We start from the raw sequence: 19,044 nt of genomic DNA, 5'->3' as shown, positions 1-19,044 counted from the left end.
TCTTGCCGTTGTCGTGCTGTGCCGTAGCCCGAGGAATCTTTGAGGTCGTTGATGAAACTGGAAATATTCCGAACGCTTTGGGGCTATACCGCCAGTAAGGTCCAAGCATTGGAGGAGCTGCTCGAAGCCGGTTTTGACGGCATCGAAGCGCGCCTTCCACTGGAAGCCCGCGAACGAGCGGATTTTGCCGCGTTTCTGCGGGCCAATCGGCTGGGCTACATCAGCAGCGTGTTCACCGCTTATAACGTGTTGCCCGAGCAAGCCGCGCCGGTCGACGAACACCTTCAGGATCTCGACAAAAAACTCGCTTGGGCCGCAGAGCTGTCGCCGCGTTTCGTCAATGTGCTGGCCGGTAATGACCGCTGGCAGTTGCCGCAACAGGTAGACTTTTTCGGCCGCGCACTGGAGCTGGCGCGTAAACACGGCCAGGTGTGCAGCTTTGAAACCCACCGCTCGCGGTCGTTGTTCAACCCCTGGGTCACCCTCGAACTGATTCGCCAATTGCCCGATTTGCGGTTCACCAGCGACATCAGCCACTGGATCGTCACCTGCGAACGCTTGCTCGACGATCCCGAGGACGACCTGAGCGCCTTCGTTGAGCGGGTCCATCACATTCAGGCTCGGGTCGGGTATGACCAAGGCCCGCAAGTCCCTCACCCCGCCGCGCCGGAATACGCCAAAGAGTTGGCTTTCCATCAACACCACTGGGAAGCGATCTGGCGTTCACAACAAGCGCGTGGCTATCAGGTCAGCACGTTGACCCCCGAGTTTGGCGCCGACGGCTATTTGCACAATCTGCCATTTACCAACGTTCCAGTGGCCGATCTGTGGTCGCTCAACGTGTGGATGGCCCACGCCGAACGCGAGCATTTCAAACGTTTTACTCATTCGTCTCGCCATTAAGGAGCGCTTTTCCATGCCTGAATTGTTACCCAAAGCAGCGCCCTCGCTGGCCGCTAACTTCAACAGCATCCCGATGGTGGACATTGCCGGGCTGTTCAGCGCCGACCTTGAAGAGCGTCAAGCAGTGGCCGAAAAACTGGGCGCCGCGGCCCGTGACGTCGGATTTCTGTACATCAAGAACCACGGCATCGAAGCGCGGTTGATCAAGGGACTGTATCAAGCCGCCAAGGACTTTTTCGATCAGTCTTTCGAGACCAAGATGCAGCATTACATCGGCACCTCGAAAACCCATAAAGGCTTCGTTCCCGAAGGTGAAGAGGTGTACGCCAAGGGCAAGCCGGATCACAAAGAAGCCTTCGATGTCGGGTTCGAAGTGCCCGCCGATGACCCTTTGGTGCTGGCCAACACGCCATTGCTTGGCCCTAACGAGTGGCCGCTGCTGCCCAATTTCAAGGAATCGGTGCAAGCCTATTACGCGGCGATCTTTGCCCTGGGCCGCCGGTTGTTCGACGGCTTCGCACTGGCATTGGGCCTGGAAGAGGGCTATTTCGATGCGATGGTGACGCGCCCGCCATCGAAACTGCGCTTGATCCATTACCCATTCGACGACACCGCTCAAGACGCGCCCGGTATTGGTGCGCACACCGACTACGAGTGCTTCACGATATTGCTCGCCGATCAGCCGGGCCTTGAAGTGATGAACGATCAAGGCCAATGGATCGACGCGCCGCCCGTGGAAGGCGCCTTAGTGGTGAACATTGGCGACATGCTTGAGGTGATGACCGCTGGTACGTTCGTTGCAACGGCTCATCGGGTTAGAACAGTGAGTCAGGAGCGGTATTCTTTTCCGTTGTTCTACGCCTGCGACTTCCACACGCAGATCAAGCCGCTGCCCAGTTTTGCGCAGGCCGGCAAGGATTACGAGGAAATCGCCATCGGTGAGCACATGTTCGGCCAGGCGCTGCAAACCTATCAGTACTTACGCAAGCGGGTGGAAAACGGCGAAATCATCCTGCCGGAAAAAGCCCGTAAACCCTCGAGTTTCGGGCATTTGAAAAACCAGACCCCGGACGCGCCGTAAATGCAGTGCCTTAACGATTCATTTGATCAATGCAGTTCCTTTCCTACTGTGGAGTCACCGACGATGCGCAACAAGAACAACACTGCCGTTCGCTTGACCGTATTGGCCGTCGCCCTCCTCGGCGCGACCGTGGCGCAAGCAGCAGCGACCGTGACACCTGGCCAGTTCAAGGTGGGCATGGAAATTACCTACCCGCCGTTTGAGTCGTATGACAAAGACAAGAACGTCGTAGGCTCGGACCCTGAGCTGTCCACAATGCTGGGCAAACACATGGGCCTCAAGACTGATTTCGTCGACACCAAGTTTCCTAGCCTGATCCTCGGCCTGAACTCTGGCCATTACGACGCGATCATTTCCGGGATGTACATCACCCCGGAACGTCAGACTCAAGCTCAAACCATTGCTTATGCCAAGACCGGCGCAGCGATCATGGTGCTCAAAGACAGCACGGTTAAACCGAAAGTCCCGGAAGACCTCTGCGGTCTTAAAGTCGGCCTGGAAAAGGGCACAACTTGGGTAGCCCAATTCAACAAGCTGTCTACTGACTACTGTGTGCCGAACCACAAGGGCGCCATCGCAGTCAGCGAATTTCCGTCGGCACCGGAAGTGACCCAAGCGCTGCTATCCGGCAACGTTCAGGCTCAGGTTGAAATCGACGGGGCGGCCGGCATGATCGCCGAACACACCAAAGGCCGGGTGATGGTCAGCACCGAACATTCCATCTACCAACAAACCTTGGGCATCTTCGTCAAAAAAGGAAATGAAGAGCTGTATAAAGCGTTGCTGACAGCCTTCGATGACAGCAAGAAATCCGGTGAATACGCCGCCCTGTTGAAGAAATACAACCTCGAAGAACCGAGCAACTGATTCTTCTCCCCGTTTGACCCGCCGGCTTCCCACGAAGCCGGCAGCTTGAGGTGTGCATGCAATTCGAATGGCCCTACTTTTTTTCTTTGTTTTCTGTGTCGGATTTTTGGGAAGCGTGCATCACCGTTATCGAACTCAGCGCATTAGGCTGGTTCATCGGCATGGTGCTCGGGTTTCTGCTGGCCTCGGCCAAGCTTTCGACTTCGCGCTGGTTGCGCATACCGGCGGCGATTTATATCTGGTTCTTCCGCAGCGTCCCGTTGTTGGTGCTGGTGGTATTCGTTTACAACCTGCCGCAGCTGTTTCCGGTTACCCGTGAGGTGTTATCGAACCCCTTCTATTCCGGCCTGTTCGCCTTGATCGTGACCGAGGCGGCGTACATGGCAGAGATCCATCGTGGGGGGTTGATTTCGGTGGCCAAGGGCCAAAAGGAGGCCGGGCGCGCACTGGGTGTCGGCCTGATCGGTTTGCAGCGGTTGGTGGTTATCCCACAGGCGTTTCGGATTTCCCTGCCGACGCTGATCAACGAATACATCACCGTGGTCAAGCTAACCTCGCTGGTGTCGGTGATTTCGCTAACCGAAATTCTCACAGTGGGCCAACGTCTCTACGCGACAAACTTTCTGGTGATGGAAACCTTGTCCGCCGTGGCGGTGTATTACGTGCTGATCGTCACGGTATTTGGCTGGCTGTTGCAGCGATTTGAACAGTACCTGGAAATGAACAACCGCACGCCTCAGACACTGGATGAGTACGGATTGAGCGCGCTGAGAGGGAATTTAACCGCCCAGCCGTCGTTGGTTCGTTCGCATGTCGGCCCCGGTGCGGCGCCTGCGTTGCAGTTAAATAACATCCATAAAAGTTACGGCCAGCATGATGTGCTTCAAGGCATCGATCTGGACGTTCGCGCCGGGCAAGTGATTTCTATTATTGGCCCGTCCGGCTCAGGCAAGACGTCGTTGATACGCACCATCAACGGCTTGGAAAGTATTGATCAGGGCGAGATTATTCTGTTCGGCGAAAGCTTTATTCATGCAGGCGACAACCCTAACAGCCTACAAATTCGCCAGGGCGTGCAGCGGATTGGAATGGTGTTTCAAAACTTCAATCTGTTCCCGCACCGCACCATTCTCGACAACATCACCCTGGCGCCGCGCTACCACGGGCAAGACCGAGACGAAAGCGAGCAACGCGCCTACGCGCTACTGGATAAGGTCGGGCTGCTGGCTCATGCCCATAAGTACCCGCATCAATTGTCCGGTGGCCAGCAGCAGCGGGTGGCCATCGCCCGTGCGCTGGCAATGGACCCACAGATCATGCTGTTTGATGAACCCACTTCGGCACTTGATCCCGAGTTGGTGGGCGACGTGCTAAACGTCATTCGCGATCTGGCAAAAGAAGGCATGACCATGCTCATCGTCACCCATGAAATGGAGTTCGCGATGTCGATCTCTGATCGGGTGATTTTTATGGAGGACGGCAATATTCAAGTGGACGCCGCGCCGCAAGTGATCCGCGCACACGACGCTGGGGATCGGGTGCGCAGATTTATGGGGTTGGTGCATTGATGGACACCCTTTCAGCGGATTTATGCGTCAGTGGTTACAAACCCAGCATCAACCCGCTAAGCCGCTTGACCTTGCGCTTGATGGCGTCTTCGAACACGCCGGGGCGAGGTTCGATGAGGCTGAACCAGTGTTTTGCGCGGGTGATACCGGTGTAGATCAATTCCTTGGTCAGCACCGGGTTCAGCACTTCCGGAAGGATCAGCGCAGTGTGGGCAAATTCCGAGCCTTGGGATTTATGCACGGTCATGGCGTACACGGTTTCGACGTCATTCAAACGGCTTGGCAGGACAAAACGCACACCGCCGCTGCCGTCGTTACGGGGAAATGCAACGCGCAATACGTGGCGGCTGGGCTCAACGCCATCGCGCTCGGGCAGGCGCAGGGTGATCCCTATGTCGCCGTTCATCAACCCCAACCCATAGTCGTTACGCGTCATCAGCACCGGGCGGCCTTCGTACCAGTGCTGGGCGCTTTCGATCAGCCCCGCGTTGAACAGCGCATGGGGGATGCGCTGGTTCAATCCTTCAACACCCCATGGTCCCTTGCGCACGGCACACAACAACTGAAACGAATCGAACGCTTCCAGCACTGAACGCGCCCAGAGTGTCCAGCAGGGGTCTTCAAGGGCAGCGCTCGCGGCCGGGCGTTGATCCGCCAGCAGACCCAAGTAATACCGATAACCTTGCGGCCCTTCGGTGCCTTGACTGTGCCCTTCGATCAACACGCGCTCAAATGCGTGGTCCTGCTCGCCTTTCAAGCCCAGCGCAAAAAGATCTTTGTGGGTCCGTGCCGCGAGCAAGGCCCGTGCTTCCCCCGCTTGCTGTTGATTGACCAGCCGGGACAATTGACCAATGCCGCTGCCTTGCACAAAACGCCGCGAGTGCCGCAGCATTACCACTTGTTGCGCCAATGGAAATTGCAGGGCGTCACCCTGTTGCAGACCGCTGCGGCCCAAGTCTTCGCCGCTGACCGCTTGTAGCCATGTTTGGGTTTGCGGGCTGTATCGGCCTGTTTCGGCATCACGACACAGATCGCCCAATACCGCGCCCGCTTCTACAGAGGCCAGTTGGTCTTTGTCGCCGAGCAAAATCAATCGCGCGTGGGGCGGCAATGCGTCCAGCAGGTTGGCCATCATTTCCAGGTCGATCATCGACGCTTCATCGACCACTAACACATCCAGCGGCAGCAGGTTACCGGCGTGATGACGAAAGTGCCGAGTGCCCGGACGACTGCCTAACAAGCGGTGCACGGTGGCGACGTCGCTGGGAATTTTCTGTCGAACGGCTTCTGTCACGTCCAACGACTGAACTTGATGGCTGATGGATTCAGTCAGCCGTGCCGCTGCTTTTCCGGTGGGCGCCGCCAGACGAATGCGCAACGGTTGCCCGCTCTCTACGGCAGGGGCTTGCAGCAATGCCAGCAAACGCACCACGGTGGTGGTTTTACCGGTGCCGGGGCCACCCGTGACGATGCTGAAGGCGCCGCGTGTCGCCACCGCACACGCCAGTTTTTGCCAATCGATCAGGGCGTCAGGGGCAGGGTTGGCTTTACCAAACAACGCGTCGAGCCGTTGCGCCAAATCCTGCGGTGCCGCGTCCTGCTGCGCCAGACGTTGACGCAAAGCGCTGTCGATGCGCCGTTCGTAGCTCCAATAGCGGCGCAAATACAAACGTCGATCCGACAACACCAACGGTTTTTGCGCCGCCGCTTCGCTGTGATCATCGGCTTGTGCCACCAAGGCACTCGCGGCCAAGGCGTCATACCAATCGCTACCGTCCAATGCCTCCAGTAGTTGCGATGGCAGTAGCATCGGACCCATTTGCGCATCGCCTTCGGGTGGCAACGACAGCGCGAAATCCGGTTCTTTCAGGGTTTCATACAGGTCCAGGCACACATGCCCATGGCCCAATTGATGGCTGGTCAACGCTGCCGCCAGCAATACCAATGAGTCAGCCTGCGGGTCCAACTCACTGAGGAACGCCACAAATGCCCGGTCCAAGGCGCGCAACCAACCGCGCTCGACCCAACGCTCCAACAGCAACAGCAGGTCGTCGACTCGACTCAGGGGGGTGAGCGACGACAGACTCTGCGCGTCTAACGCAGTGGGTAATAATTCGGCGAATGAGCGACTCATGCGGGCTCTCCTGACAGCGCATCTTCTTGAAGCATTGTTTGGCCTTGAAACAGCAGGTCGAGACCTTCAATCAGTTCACGTGGCGGGCGGGTGAAGTAGAGGCCCTGACTCGGCGCTCGACTGCCGCGCAAGAACAAATACACAGCGCCGCCCATGTGCTGGTCATAGTCGTAATCGGCCAAGCGTGCCTTGAGCTGGCGATGCAAGGCCAGCAGGTAGAGGACGTATTGCAGGTCGTAACGGTTTTCCAGAATCGAAGCGATCATGTTGTGTTCGGTGTAGGCATCGTCGTCTGGGCCGAGCCAGTTGGATTTGTAATCGGCTACGTAATAACGCCCTTGGTGCTCGAACGTTAGGTCGATAAAGCCCTTGAACATGCCGTTGAGCGAGAAGGTTTCCGCCTTGGCCCGAGGTGCGCCGTTATGGGTATAGCGCCGGACCAGGGCGTCCATTTGCGCCACGTCGACTTTGTGGCAGGCGAACCAGAACTCCATTTCGATGCGGTACTGGTGTGGCTGGTCCAAGGCGCTTAATGACACCGGTGGCTCGTTCGCAGCCAAACGCAGCGGCATCGTCAGCAGGTGCTGCATCCAATCGGTCAACGTAGGAATCCAGCCTTCCCAACCCCGACGATTGCAGCGACTGCCGACAGCTTTTTCCAGCTTGAGCGGATGGGCTGCAACCACGGCAAAACCTTCAACTCCGGCCCATTCCAACAAGCCATGGAGAAAAGTCCCGGGATTGGGCCCACGTGGGAATCGGTGGATATCACCGCCGCTGACCAATATTTCGCGAGGGGCATCGGGGTCGAGTCGTTCGTCGTCAAATAGCTTTTGCGCTTGCGGGCTGTCTGGGGATTCGTCGCCATCGGTAATGGTGTCGCCGATACGCAACGCGCTGTAAGAAGCGATCCACCAGTTCTCAGCGGCGCGTCGTTTTGGCTGACGCGGCTTGAGTAATATTGCGTCGTTGCGCGGCGGGCTGAAGGTGTCAGCGGTAGGCATGGGCAGCGGCATGACATTCACCGCGGTGCAGCCCTCTGCCAAGTCCCGTAGCCATATCGCGAGCGCCGCCGATTCAGCCAGCGAAACTCCACCGCCGAGCAAATACCCCAGCGCCGAACGGTGCAGTACCGAATGGCTGTTGTTCCCGCGCTTGAGGTCTGTCACGCCGAGGTAGCAAGCGTATTGAGCCCGAGTCAGGGCTACGTATAACAGTCGTAAATCTTCGGCCAGACGTTCGTCGTCGGACTGTTCGATCAAGACGGCGGTGGGTTTCAGGCTGATGTGCGCGTTGCCATCGGCGTCGTGAAAGTGCAGCGGCAATCGACTGCCATCTACCGGCTTTGACGAGCAAATGAAAGGCAGAAAGACCAAGGGATATTCCAGTCCCTTGGACTTGTGGATGGTCACGACTTTAACCAACTGCTCGTCGCTTTCCAGCCGCAGGATTTGCTCTTCGCCCGCCTGGCCGGACAATGCCAAGTGCTCGCCGAGATGACGGATGAGCGCTTGCTCGCCGTCCAATTCGGCGGCGGCTTGCTGCATCAGTTCAGAAAGGTGCAGCAAGTTAGTGAGGATACGTTCGCCGTCGCTGCGGCTGATCAGCGCTTGGGGCAGTTGGAAGTCGTGGAGCAATCGCCGCAGCATCGGCAGCACGCCTTGGGTGCGCCAGATGGTGCGATAACCACGAAACTGCATTACCCGCGCTTCCCAAGCCAACTCGTCTTGGTTCAGGCGCTCAAGCTCAGCCAGCGACAGGTTCAACGTGATGCAGGCCAAGGCCCCACGCACGGAGCGCTCGGAGTCCGGCTCGGCACAGGCCTTGAGCCAGGCCAGCAAGTCGTGGGCTTCTTGAGCGGCAAATACTGAGTCTTTGTCTGACAGGTAAACGCTGCGCACACCTCGGGCCGATAACTCGCCGCGCACGGCCTGCGCTTCTTTACCGTCACGCACCAGGATCGCGATATCAGCTGGCAACAGACCGCGTACCGTTTCACCTGCATGCGCGAAACCGGCATGGCCTTGCTGGCCCTTGATGAGCAACTGGGCAATTTCACTGGCGCAGGTAGCCGCCAGTTGTTGCCGGTAGATTGCGCCGGACAGGGGTTGCTCGCTTTGTAATTGCCAGATGTTCAGCGCAGCAACTGGCTGCGCTTCTACGGTAAATATTTCTTTGCGCCCTTGGGCCGCGACCGAGGTAAAGGGCACCTGATTGTTCTCACCGTCCCGGAATAAAAACGCACCGCGCTCGGTGGGACGTTGCTCTGCCAGGTTGAACACATGATTAACCGCATCGACCATGGCGTGACTTGAGCGGAAGTTTGTGCCGAGGGTGTGCAAGCGGCCGGTGGTCGCGATCCGTGCGCGCAGGTAAGTATAAATATCGGCACCCCGGAAAGCGTAGATCGCCTGCTTCGGGTCACCGATCAGGAACAATCCAGTCTCAGGGTCGTTTTCTTCGAGGCGGTAAATACTGTCGAAAATCCGGTACTGCACGGGGTCAGTGTCTTGAAATTCATCGATCAACGCTACCGGAAACTGCTCACGAATCAACGTCGCCAAACGCTCCCCGCCAGTGCTGCGCAGCGCAGCTTCCAGCCGCAGCAGCATGTCGTCGAAACCCATTTCCGCACGCCGGCGCTTCTCCTCTTCAAAACGCTGGCCCACCCATTGCGCGGCGTGTTCGAGCACGACGGCATCCGGCGTGGGCAGCGTGTCGAGACTGGCTTGGAGTACCAGCATGGCTTCCAGGGCAGGGTGTGAGGGCGCTTGCCCTTTCCACGCTTCGGCGAAGCCATCCGGGGTGAGCCGAGTGAAGCCGGTGCCAAGGTCCAAATCCTCCTGATCCTCATCGGCAGCCCAAGCGATGAGCTTTTCAAACCACGGTCTGAAATAGCGCTCTTGCATCTTGCGGCCGTCGACCACTTTGCAGGCGACGCCGTCGAGACAAATAACGTGGAGTTCGGCGGCCCAATTAGTCCATGGAAACTTCAGCGCACGCAGCGCTTGTTTGCGCTCTTCAAGGGCAGCCGTGATGAGTTCGGCGGGTTCTTGGGTCGTTGTATTTCGGTCGCTGCCAAACAGGGCGCGGACCCGAGGCAGCAGTGTCGCGGGTCCGCCCCAATGGGCACGGACCCACTTCAGCGCATCTCCCGACATGGGGTAGCAGAAACGCCGCCAATAATCGCGCAAGACTTCGCTGAGTAATTCGCTGTGATCGGTTTCCAGGGTTTGGGTGAACAAGCTGCCGCTGTCGAACGCGTGTTCGCGCAGCATGCGCTGGCACCAACTGTGAATGGTCGAGACGGCCGCTTCGTCCATCCACTGTGCGGCGATGTCCAGGCGGCTGGCGCAGGCCGGCCACTGTTCGGGGGTGAACTGGTCACGCAACTCGGCTATAAGCCCGTCGGGCGATGCAATTTCATTGCGAAAGTAACGGGCGGCTTCGGCCAACCGGGTGCGGATTCGGTCACGCAGCTCCTTGGTGGCGGCGTCGGTGAAGGTGACGACCAGAATTTGCGGCGGTAATAGCTCGCGGCCGAAACCTGAGACCCCCCCGTGTCCGAGCACCAGCCGTAGGTACAGCGCAGAAATGGTGAAAGTTTTACCGGTGCCGGCGCTGGCTTCAATCAGTTGGCTGCCGTGCAACGGGAAACGCAGGGCCAGCGAGCCGGTGGGTTGCTGCGGTTGGTCGGCGTTCATGCGCTGGCCTCGGTGGACAGGGATTGCCAAGCGGCTTCGTAGAGAGGTCGATACAGGGCATCACACCAGCCGACAAACTCTTCGCTGTCGGTCAGTGCAGCGAAATCCGTGAACTGGCGGGCCAGCGCGGTACTTTCCCGTCGCTCACCATCGGTGTTCACGCCGTCGCCTTCGTAGGCTTTGCAGGCTGCGGCCTCGGCTTTGCTTTCATCACGCTGGCCAAGCCAGGCGAATGCGGTTTTAACCGCAACGGGCAACGGTCGTTGCATGCCGGTTTGCCAGGCCATTAACAAATAGGTAAGCGCTTTTATGGCGGACTGTTTCTCGAGCGGCGCCAATAAGAGCGTTTCATCGCTGGCAACCACAGCGGTACTCAGTGGCAGATCGCAGGCGCAGGCCACCAGATGCACCACCCACGGCCGCGTCAACCGATGCCATTTACGGGTCTTCTCCGAACCGATGGCGTTGGGGATCGCGGTTACGGCCAGCAAATCGCCGTTGTTGTTTTGATGCAGACCACTCAACCAGCCGTCGAGACTTATTTTTTCATGGATGAAGCTGACTGGCAGCGCGCTGCTCAACGGCCGGGGCCAGCGGACCAGCAAATCCTGGTAACGCTGAAGCAGGTCCGGCAACGGCTCGATCAACTCCTCTTGCAAGCTCGTACCGAAACCGGCCATGGGCAGTAGTCCACTGCCTTGCAACCTTCGGGCTTGGGCGGTTAAGGCCTCACTCACCTGCTCGGGGCACGTCAATGCGGCGCCGAGCAAACTTTCGCTGAGGCTGTAGCGCTCAAGCGCATCGAGTACAAAAGGCTCTTCATCAGCCAGCGGCGCTTGGGCCACTTCGAAATAAATCTTCAAGCGCTGGCTGAAAAAGTGGCGAACCGGGTTGCGCAAAAAATCCTGAAGTTGCAGGAGGCTTAGGGGCTCGCCCTGCTCATACTCGGGCAGCGACAGGGATTCTTTCACGACGGTTTGAGGCTGGTGGAGCATCTGCCATTCACGGGCGTAACTGAAAAAACCGGTGTCTTGATGAAAGTACTGGGCGCTGAATGGCTGTAGCGGATGTTCGAGGGTGAGCGCGTGGAGCAGCTGTTGGCCGGGATCGCGTTTCTGTGTGTCTTCAGGTTGAACGGCGTCTTCCAGCGTCCAACCGCTGGCGAGGTGATCGCGAAGCTGACCAATCAACACCGACGCCGGACGCGCACTGTTGTCGCGAATGCTGCGACCGACCCAGCTGATATACAGCTGATCGCGGGCCGAGAGTAGGGCTTCCAACAGTAAATATCGGTCATCTTCCCGGCGCGAGCGGTCTCCGGGGCGATAGTCACTGCCCATCAGATCGAAGTCCAGCGGCGGTTGTGCGCGCGGGTAGTCGCCGTCATTCATGCCCAGCAGGCACACCAGCTTGAACGGAATAGCGCGCATCGGCATCAGCGTGCAGAAATTCACCGAGCCCGCCAAAAAGCGCTGCGACAGGCGACCTTGATCAAGGCCCGCTAGCCACGCTTCACGAACAACGGTCAGCGGCAGCTCGTCGAGCAAGCCGACCGTTTCGCAAGTTTCCAGCCAGGTTTCTCGGAGTTGCTCAAGCTGGCCAAGCAAGTAGTCGTCATGCTCACTGTCAGACCTGAAGAACAACTGCACCAAGGCCTGCATGCGCATGCCCCACACCTGCGGGGTCGCCGGCATTGAAAGCTCGGTGTGCGCGACCTGCAAGGCATCAATCAGAGCAACCAGCGGACCAATCAATGCAGCATCCAATCCGCCAATCTCGTCATAGGGTTCGATGCCATCAAAGGCCGCGCCTGCTCCCACTGCATAGCCGAGCAACATTCTACGCAGGCCAAAATGCCAGCTGTTTTGTTCCAGCTCATCGGGCAAACCGAGACCGGCGCGCTGCTGAGCATTAAGCCCCCAGCGAACACCTGCACCTTCGATCCAGCGATGCAGGGTGACGAGGTCACGCTCTTCAACACCGAAACGGGCGCGCAATGCCGGGACATCGAGAAGATCGAGAATCTCACTGACGGGGAAGCGGCTGTCGGGAATTTTCAGCAGATGTTCGACCGCAATTAACAAGGGCTCGCGACCGCGCTGGCCTTGGTCGGCAAGCGTGAAGGGAATAAAGCGTCGATCATCGCGCTCAAGCTGGCCGAACACCGCTCGAATGTGGGGAGCATAGCTGTCGATGTCCGGGACCATGACGATGACATCTCTGGGCCGTAGATTGGCGTTTGCACTGAAGCGAGCCAGTAACTGATCGTGAAGAATTTCGACTTCACGTTGCGCGCTGTGGGCAACGTGGAAACGGATTGAACGGTCATGGGCGGGATCAACAGCTGGCCAGAGCGCGCGGGTCTCATTGAGTGGGCGCAACTCCAGTATGTCGTCCTGGAGTTGGTTCAAGAGCGTGTGCGGTTCGCTCTCACTGAACAAGTCGATACGCCCATCCCTGAACGCTGCGCGATAGCTGTTTGGGTCGTCGTAGCTGTCGAGCAGATTGATATAGTCGCGGCCTTGCTTGCCCCAGGCCGCAAGCAGCGGATGGGCATGTTGATGCAATGCTTCAGGGTCCAGCACGACTGGCATTCCAGCTTTGCGCGTCTGACGTTTGTATTGGTGCCGCAATAAGTCTTTATCGGCGACGATGTCTGCCCAATGGTGACGACAAGGGTTATGTACGCAGAGCAACACCTGGCTGAATTTGGCCAGACCGGCCAGTGCTTCTAGCGCTTGGGCAGGCAGGGAGGAAATGCCGAAAACGATGACCCGCGAGGGTAATCCAGCAGGCGCTTCGGTCAGAGTATTTATGCGTTCGATAAAGCGCTGATGAACGCCCGCCCGGCTCTGGCCCATGCCTTCTTCACCAACGTCCAGCAATAGCGCACGCCACAATTCGGCTTGCCAGCAGTTGGCGGGGGTCAAGGCTTTAGCCTCTCCCCGACCGTTACGTAACTGGTGCCGGCCTGCCGCCCAGTCTTCCAGCCAGTCTGCTCGGTAGACCTGGTATTGGTCGAACAAGTCTGCCAAGCGCTCGGACAGTTGATAGCGCTTTCGCAAATCGGTATCGGCCGTGAGGAAGCGCTGTAAGGGTTCGAAATGTGGCTGATCAATCAGCGACGGTAGCAATCGCATTAAGCGCCACGTCAGCGGGGCTTTGTCCAACAGCGAGGCTGCCGGAATTTCATCGCGACCTAGCACTATTCGGTACAGTTGCCACATGAAACTTCCTGGCAGTTGAACGTCTATCGCCGCAGAGATGCCGCAGCCGCCAAGGTCGCCTTCCTGGGGATCTTCAGCTAACGCGAGCTTCAACCACTGGGCAATGCCGTTGCTTTGTACCAAGGCAATTTCATTCTCCAGCGGGGCCAGCGGATAACGGCGCATCCAGGAAACGACCAGACTGCGCAATACGTCCAGTCGGTTGCCATGGACAACCATGAATCCAGCAATGAGCGTCGGTGTAACCGGCATAGCTGCTTCCTTGACTGATACCGTCAGCGAGTGTCGCGTGAGGACGGCTCATGAATTGATTAAACCTGATGGCCGAACCTTAAGGCGATGTGATGAGGATTGCCATATTGGCGTGACCGATAACGCCGTAAAAGGGGTAGATATCCGCAAGCGGGTAGACATCACATCATGGCTTACGAAAGCGCACAGAAGATCACAGCCCTCGTAGTTTCTGCACGACCCGTTCGATTAACCGTATCAGCCCTTTGATCAACTGGAAAACCGAACCGCAGTCGTTAGTCGCCCTCGTATCTCAGATGCAAAGACGACGGGTCAGATCATTCAGAAGCCACCGCCCCGCTTTTCCTAAAGACCGATTTTGCATATGCGCTGCGTAGATCGTAAGTGTGTCTGGTGTGCGCTCAAGCTCGGCGGCCAACTCAAGCGGCAGTAGGCGCCCTGAAGCCAGATGATCCGCAATCAGATGCTCTGGCATTCGGCACCAACCGAACCCGGCGAGCAAAAAGTCCAGCCGCCGTGCCAAATCTACAAACCGCCACTGCTGACTGCCTGTCACTCCATAGCTAGGGCCGCCGGGAGATACCGGATCGGAAAGTACCAATTGCACATAAGGCGTCAAGTCTGCACTTGTTGCCCGACGGCCTAATTTAGCCAGCGGATGCCCGCTGGCTACTACTGGCCTCAAGTTGACGCTGAGCAGTGGCAGTGCGGTGACATCGTCTGGGACCGTGGGAATTAAGGTACAAAGTGCCAGCGCCGCATCGCCGTTGCGCAATCGGCGCTCTGCGCCGCCTAAGCCTTCTGTGGAAAAACTCACTGCCAGATGAGGAAAAGCTTCGCGAATAGCGCCGAGGCTTTCGATGAGCGGGGCACTGGGGACTAAAGGGTCTATGGCAAGAGCCAGTTCCGGCTCGACCCCTGCCGCCGTACTTGCTGCCATCGCTTCAAACTGGGCGGCGCTTGCCAGCACTGCGCGTGCTTGAACCACTAGCACTCTGCCCACCTCGGTGAGAGTTGGACGATGACCGCTGCGATCAAACAGCGTCACCCCTTGAACTGACTCAAGCGTGGCAATCGACTGACTAATGGCCGATTGGGCACGCCGCAGATGACGCCCCGTTGCCGAAAAACTGCCTGTATCCGCAATGGTCGCAAGTATCCGCAACTGATCCAGACTGAGATTTCCGATCATGACCCATCACTTATATAGATGGACTCGATCATATTTACATCACTCCTGCCTAGAGATCTCTTTGAGTAGAGTGTGTCGCACATCGCTTAAAGCGACAACGCAAAAACATGCTGCCGTGTCACGGCGCCGGAGTTACTTTGATGTCCAGACTACTCACGATAGAAACCAGCTCACGTGGAGATGCTTCAATCTCCCGGCAGCTCACTCGCCGATTCGTGAAGGCGTGGGAAGCAGCGAACCCTAGAGGAACCGTCAAGGTGCGGGATCTAACGGCCACCCCGCTTGCATTCGTGACGGCTTCTTGGCTGCAAGCTTACTTCACCCCTGAAACCCAACATTCGCCTGAAATGAAAACCGTGTTGCAGCTATCCGATGAGCTTGCCGCCGAGTTGCTCGAAACCGATCACTTGGTTATTTCAACGCCGGTCTACAACTACAACGTCCCCGCGGCGCTTAAGGCTTGGGTGGATCACGTAGTACGTAAAGGCCTGACTTTAGGCCTTGATGGCAAAGGGCTGGTGACTGGTAAAAAAGCGACGGTGCTGCTCGCCTCTGGAGGCGTATACACCAGCGACTCCCCCATTAGAGACCGTGACATTGCTACCCAATATTTAGAACTGATCCTAAACGTCCTAGGCATCACCGATGTCACCTTTATTGCTGCCGGCGGCGCTAAAGCTGTAGATCTCGGAGAAATCACCATGTGCGATTTTCTCGATACCTTTGATCATCAAATTCAGAAATCGCTAGCTTAGGCAGCATTTTTCCTGGTTCATACGATTCTGCTTTTGTAACTCCCCAGGATATGTGGGCATACACTTGAACCCCGGCAGTAAAATATTGGCCTCCCCCACCGCATATGGCCAATTTGTTGGAGACTGAGCACCGCAGCCTCTGTCGCGTTGGCCTTCAAAACGAAAAATCGTTACACGATTATGAGATGCGCCCTTATGACTACGTTGATTCAGCGACTGATCCCGGATCATGCATCTGCATATCGAGCGCTGATGCTTGAGGCTTACCGTCTTCATCCCGATGCTTTTACTTCAGATGTCGAAGAGCGCGAAGCCTTGTCCATCGGCTGGTGGGAGAAAAGGCTGGATATTGGATCTGATGCTGCCGATGTCGTATTCGCTGCATTTGAGGGCTTGGATTTGCTTGGCGTCGTCGGCCTTTCTGTTGAGAAAAGAAGAAAGGCCAACCACAAATCCACGCTCTTCGGAATGTACGTTCCACTCGCTCATCGAGAGAAAGGCATCGGATATGAACTGCTACGCACTGTCTTGGCTTTTGCGAAATCTCAGCCTCAGCTTTTGCTCGTTCAGCTCACCGTCACCGAAGGTAATAGGGGTGCGCAAGGGCTCTATGAACGAATGGGGTTCAAGCTTTTTGGAGTAGAACCTTTGGCGGTAGCAGTAGGGCGGCGGTTCGTTTCAAAAGTGCATATGTGGCACGATCTTCGAAGCACTAACTGCGAAAACTAATGCACCCTTCATTTTTGATTGGCAGGTATCGCTCATGTCCTAGTGGCTGCGAATATCGGGGCGACTGAATTCGGAAGCAGTCAAAAACCACCTTTATGGTGGTTTTTTTATGGATTGGATCTGCCTCGGTTTATTTCTGCGCACAAACAAAACCCCTGAACGCGTAAGCGATCAGGGGTTCTGGAATTTAATCTTGACGATGACCTACTCTCACATGGGGAAACCCCACACTACCATCGGCGATGCATCGTTTCACTACTGAGTTCGGGATGGGATCAGGTGGTTCCAATGCTCTATGGTCGTCAAGAAATTCGGTAGCCGACCCGCGTATCCCTTTCAGGACGCCCGGTTCAGCGAATGGGGATGTGATAGATCTGTGGGTTTGCCAATTTTCGGTTGTGTCGTCTTCACACACCTCAATCTGCTTCATCGCAAATTGCTTGGGTGTTATATGGTCAAGCCTCACGGGCAATTAGTATGGGTTAGCTCAATGCCTCACAGCACTTACACACCCCACCTATCAACGTCGTAGTCTTCGACGGCCCTTCAGGGGACTCAAGGTCCCAGTGAGATCTCATCTTGAGGCTAGTTTCCCGCTTAGATGCTTTCAGCGGTTATCTATTCCGAACATAGCTACCCGGCAATGCCACTGGCGTGACAACCGGAACACCAGAGGTTCGTCCACTCCGGTCCTCTCGTACTAGGAGCAGCCCCTCTCAAATCTCAAACGTCCACGGCAGATAGGGACCGAACTGTCTCACGACGTTCTAAACCCAGCTCGCGTACCACTTTAAATGGCGAACAGCCATACCCTTGGGACCGGCTTCAGCCCCAGGATGTGATGAGCCGACATCGAGGTGCCAAACACCGCCGTCGATATGAACTCTTGGGCGGTATCAGCCTGTTATCCCCGGAGTACCTTTTATCCGTTGAGCGATGGCCCTTCCATACAGAACCACCGGATCACTAAGACCTACTTTCGTACCTGCTCGACGTGTCTGTCTCGCAGTCAAGCGCGCTTTTGCCTTTATACTCTACGACCGATTTCCGACCGGTCTGAGCGCACCTTCGTACTCCTCCGTTACTCTTTAGGAGGAGACCGCCCCAGTCAAACTACCCACCATACACTGTCCTCGATCCGGATAACGGACCTGAGTTAGAACCTCAAAGTTGCCAGGGTGGTATTTCAAGGTTGGCTCCACGCAGACTGGCGTCCACGCTTCAAAGCCTCCCACCTATCCTACACAAGCAAATTCAAAGTCCAGTGCAAAGCTATAGTAAAGGTTCACGGGGTCTTTCCGTCTAGCCGCGGATACACTGCATCTTCACAGCGATTTCAATTTCACTGAGTCTCGGGTGGAGACAGCGCCGCCATCGTTACGCCATTCGTGCAGGTCGGAACTTACCCGACAAGGAATTTCGCTACCTTAGGACCGTTATAGTTACGGCCGCCGTTTACCGGGGCTTCGATCAAGAGCTTCGCGTTAGCTAACCCCATCAATTAACCTTCCGGCACCGGGCAGGCGTCACACCCTATACGTCCACTTTCGTGTTTGCAGAGTGCTGTGTTTTTAATAAACAGTCGCAGCGGCCTGGTATCTTCGACCGGCGTGGGCTTACGCAGTAAATGCTTCACCCTCACCGGCGCACCTTCTCCCGAAGTTACGGTGCCATTTTGCCTAGTTCCTTCACCCGAGTTCTCTCAAGCGCCTTGGTATTCTCTACCCAACCACCTGTGTCGGTTTGGGGTACGGTTCCTGGTTACCTGAAGCTTAGAAGCTTTTCTTGGAAGCATGGCATCAACCACTTCATGTGCCTAAGCACACTCGTCATCAGCTCTCGGCCTTAGAATCCCGGATTTACCTAAGATTCCAGCCTACCACCTTAAACTTGGACTACCAACGCCAAGCTGGCCTAGCCTTCTCCGTCCCTCCATCGCAATAACCAGAAGTACAGGAATATTAACCTGTTTTCCATCGACTACGCTTTTCAGCCTCGCCTTAGGGACCGACTAACCCTGCGTCGATTAACGTTGCGCAGGAAACCTTGGTCTTTCGGCGTGGGTGTTTTTCACACCCATTATCGTTACTCATGTCAGCATTCGCACTTCTGATACCTCCAGCAAGCTTCTCAACTCACCTTCACAGGCTTACAGAACGCTCCTCTACCGCATCACCTAAGTGATACCCGTAGCTTCGGTGCATGGTTTGAGCCCCGTTACATCTTCCGCGCAGGCCGACTCGACTAGTGAGCTATTACGCTTTCTTTAAAGGGTGGCTGCTTCTAAGCCAACCTCCTAGCTGTCTAAGCCTTCCCACATCGTTTCCCACTTAACCATGACTTTGGGACCTTAGCTGACGGTCTGGGTTGTTTCCCTTTTCACGACGGACGTTAGCACCCGCCGTGTGTCTCCCATGCTCGGCACTTGTAGGTATTCGGAGTTTGCATCGGGTTGGTAAATCGGGATGATCCCCTAGCCGAAACAGTGCTCTACCCCCTACAGTGATACATGAGGCGCTACCTAAATAGCTTTCGAGGAGAACCAGCTATCTCCGAGCTTGATTAGCCTTTCACTCCGATCCACAGGTCATCCGCTAACTTTTCAACGGTAGTCGGTTCGGTCCTCCAGTTA

10 protein-coding genes and 2 rRNA genes (1 of these 12 cut by a window edge) are annotated in these 19,044 nt (G+C 56.6%); 6 read left to right on the top strand and 6 right to left on the bottom strand.

Annotation, left to right across the window (positions count from 1 at the left end; genetic code table 11):
* Window positions 1–51 precede the first annotated feature (51 nt).
* From RGW60_RS22510 to RGW60_RS22495, 4 genes are all read left to right on the top strand, one after another.
* Complete coding sequence (locus RGW60_RS22510) at window positions 52–903, top strand: sugar phosphate isomerase/epimerase family protein (RefSeq protein ID WP_322206691.1); 852 nt, start codon at window positions 52–54, stop codon at window positions 901–903.
* 13 nt (window positions 904–916) lie between these two features.
* Complete coding sequence (locus RGW60_RS22505) at window positions 917–1,984, top strand: isopenicillin N synthase family dioxygenase (RefSeq protein ID WP_322206690.1); 1,068 nt, start codon at window positions 917–919, stop codon at window positions 1,982–1,984.
* Window positions 1,985–2,047: 63 nt separating this feature from the next.
* Window positions 2,048–2,851 (top strand): ABC transporter substrate-binding protein, encoded by an 804-nt coding sequence (locus tag RGW60_RS22500; RefSeq protein ID WP_322206688.1) that lies wholly within the window; start codon window positions 2,048–2,050, stop codon window positions 2,849–2,851.
* 56 nt (window positions 2,852–2,907) lie between these two features.
* Window positions 2,908–4,419 carry an amino acid ABC transporter permease/ATP-binding protein gene (locus RGW60_RS22495; RefSeq protein WP_322206687.1) on the top strand — a complete coding sequence of 504 codons (1,512 nt, stop codon included), beginning with the start codon at window positions 2,908–2,910 and terminating at the stop codon, window positions 4,417–4,419.
* Window positions 4,420–4,453: 34 nt separating this feature from the next.
* Here RGW60_RS22495 and recD read toward each other — a convergent pair whose 3' ends face one another.
* From recD to RGW60_RS22475, 4 genes are all read right to left on the bottom strand, one after another.
* The gene (gene recD, locus RGW60_RS22490; RefSeq protein ID WP_322206686.1) at window positions 4,454–6,553 is read right to left on the bottom strand and encodes an exodeoxyribonuclease V subunit alpha; all 2,100 of its coding nucleotides are present in this window, start codon (window positions 6,551–6,553) and stop codon (window positions 4,454–4,456) included.
* The gene (gene recB / locus RGW60_RS22485; RefSeq protein ID WP_322206685.1) at window positions 6,550–10,257 is read right to left on the bottom strand and encodes an exodeoxyribonuclease V subunit beta; all 3,708 of its coding nucleotides are present in this window, start codon (window positions 10,255–10,257) and stop codon (window positions 6,550–6,552) included. Before recB ends, recD begins: the two co-directional genes overlap by 4 nt.
* Window positions 10,254–13,736, bottom strand: a complete 3,483-nt coding sequence (gene recC / locus RGW60_RS22480) for an exodeoxyribonuclease V subunit gamma (protein WP_322206684.1) — start codon at window positions 13,734–13,736, stop codon at window positions 10,254–10,256. Before recC ends, recB begins: the two co-directional genes overlap by 4 nt.
* A 292-nt stretch (window positions 13,737–14,028) precedes the next feature.
* Window positions 14,029–14,928, bottom strand: a complete 900-nt coding sequence (locus tag RGW60_RS22475; protein ID WP_322206683.1) for a LysR family transcriptional regulator — start codon at window positions 14,926–14,928, stop codon at window positions 14,029–14,031.
* A gap of 140 nt (window positions 14,929–15,068) precedes the next feature.
* On the opposite strand from RGW60_RS22475, the gene RGW60_RS22470 reads away from it, so the two are divergent.
* Together RGW60_RS22470 and RGW60_RS22465 are read left to right on the top strand one after the other, a co-directional pair.
* Complete coding sequence (locus tag RGW60_RS22470) at window positions 15,069–15,683, top strand: FMN-dependent NADH-azoreductase (RefSeq protein WP_322206682.1); 615 nt, start codon at window positions 15,069–15,071, stop codon at window positions 15,681–15,683.
* A 195-nt stretch (window positions 15,684–15,878) separates the two neighbouring features.
* Complete coding sequence (locus RGW60_RS22465; RefSeq protein WP_322206681.1) at window positions 15,879–16,412, top strand: GNAT family protein; 534 nt, start codon at window positions 15,879–15,881, stop codon at window positions 16,410–16,412.
* A 191-nt stretch (window positions 16,413–16,603) separates the two neighbouring features.
* On the opposite strand, the gene rrf is transcribed toward RGW60_RS22465, so the two are convergent.
* Together rrf and RGW60_RS22455 are read right to left on the bottom strand one after the other, a co-directional pair.
* Window positions 16,604–16,719: ribosomal RNA gene (gene rrf, locus RGW60_RS22460) — 5S ribosomal RNA — on the bottom strand.
* A gap of 144 nt (window positions 16,720–16,863) precedes the next feature.
* Window positions 16,864–19,044: ribosomal RNA gene (locus RGW60_RS22455) — 23S ribosomal RNA — on the bottom strand (it continues 710 nt past the right edge of the window).

Origin of the sequence: Pseudomonas sp. AB6 (assembly GCF_034314105.1) — a bacterium.
In the GTDB taxonomy this organism is placed as follows: Bacteria; Pseudomonadota; Gammaproteobacteria; order Pseudomonadales; family Pseudomonadaceae; genus Aquipseudomonas.
The sequence above is the reverse complement of the archived record's forward strand: the minus strand, read 5'-3'. Positions and strand labels throughout refer to the sequence as shown.

What these genes read in the sequence shown, in the direction of transcription:
- RGW60_RS22510 (WP_322206691.1), top strand. Translation starts at nt 52, where the DNA reads ATGAAACTGGAAATATTCCGAACGCTTTGGGGCTATACCGCCAGTAAG.
- RGW60_RS22505 (WP_322206690.1), top strand. Translation starts at nt 917, where the DNA reads ATGCCTGAATTGTTACCCAAAGCAGCGCCCTCGCTGGCCGCTAACTTC.
- RGW60_RS22470 (WP_322206682.1), top strand. Translation starts at nt 15,069, where the DNA reads ATGTCCAGACTACTCACGATAGAAACCAGCTCACGTGGAGATGCTTCA.
- RGW60_RS22500 (WP_322206688.1), top strand. Translation starts at nt 2,048, where the DNA reads ATGCGCAACAAGAACAACACTGCCGTTCGCTTGACCGTATTGGCCGTC.
- recB (WP_322206685.1), bottom strand. Translation starts at nt 10,257, where the DNA reads ATGAACGCCGACCAACCGCAGCAACCCACCGGCTCGCTGGCCCTGCGT.
- RGW60_RS22465 (WP_322206681.1), top strand. Translation starts at nt 15,879, where the DNA reads ATGACTACGTTGATTCAGCGACTGATCCCGGATCATGCATCTGCATAT.
- RGW60_RS22475 (WP_322206683.1), bottom strand. Translation starts at nt 14,928, where the DNA reads ATGATCGGAAATCTCAGTCTGGATCAGTTGCGGATACTTGCGACCATT.
- recC (WP_322206684.1), bottom strand. Translation starts at nt 13,736, where the DNA reads ATGCCGGTTACACCGACGCTCATTGCTGGATTCATGGTTGTCCATGGC.
- recD (WP_322206686.1), bottom strand. Translation starts at nt 6,553, where the DNA reads ATGAGTCGCTCATTCGCCGAATTATTACCCACTGCGTTAGACGCGCAG.
- RGW60_RS22495 (WP_322206687.1), top strand. Translation starts at nt 2,908, where the DNA reads ATGCAATTCGAATGGCCCTACTTTTTTTCTTTGTTTTCTGTGTCGGAT.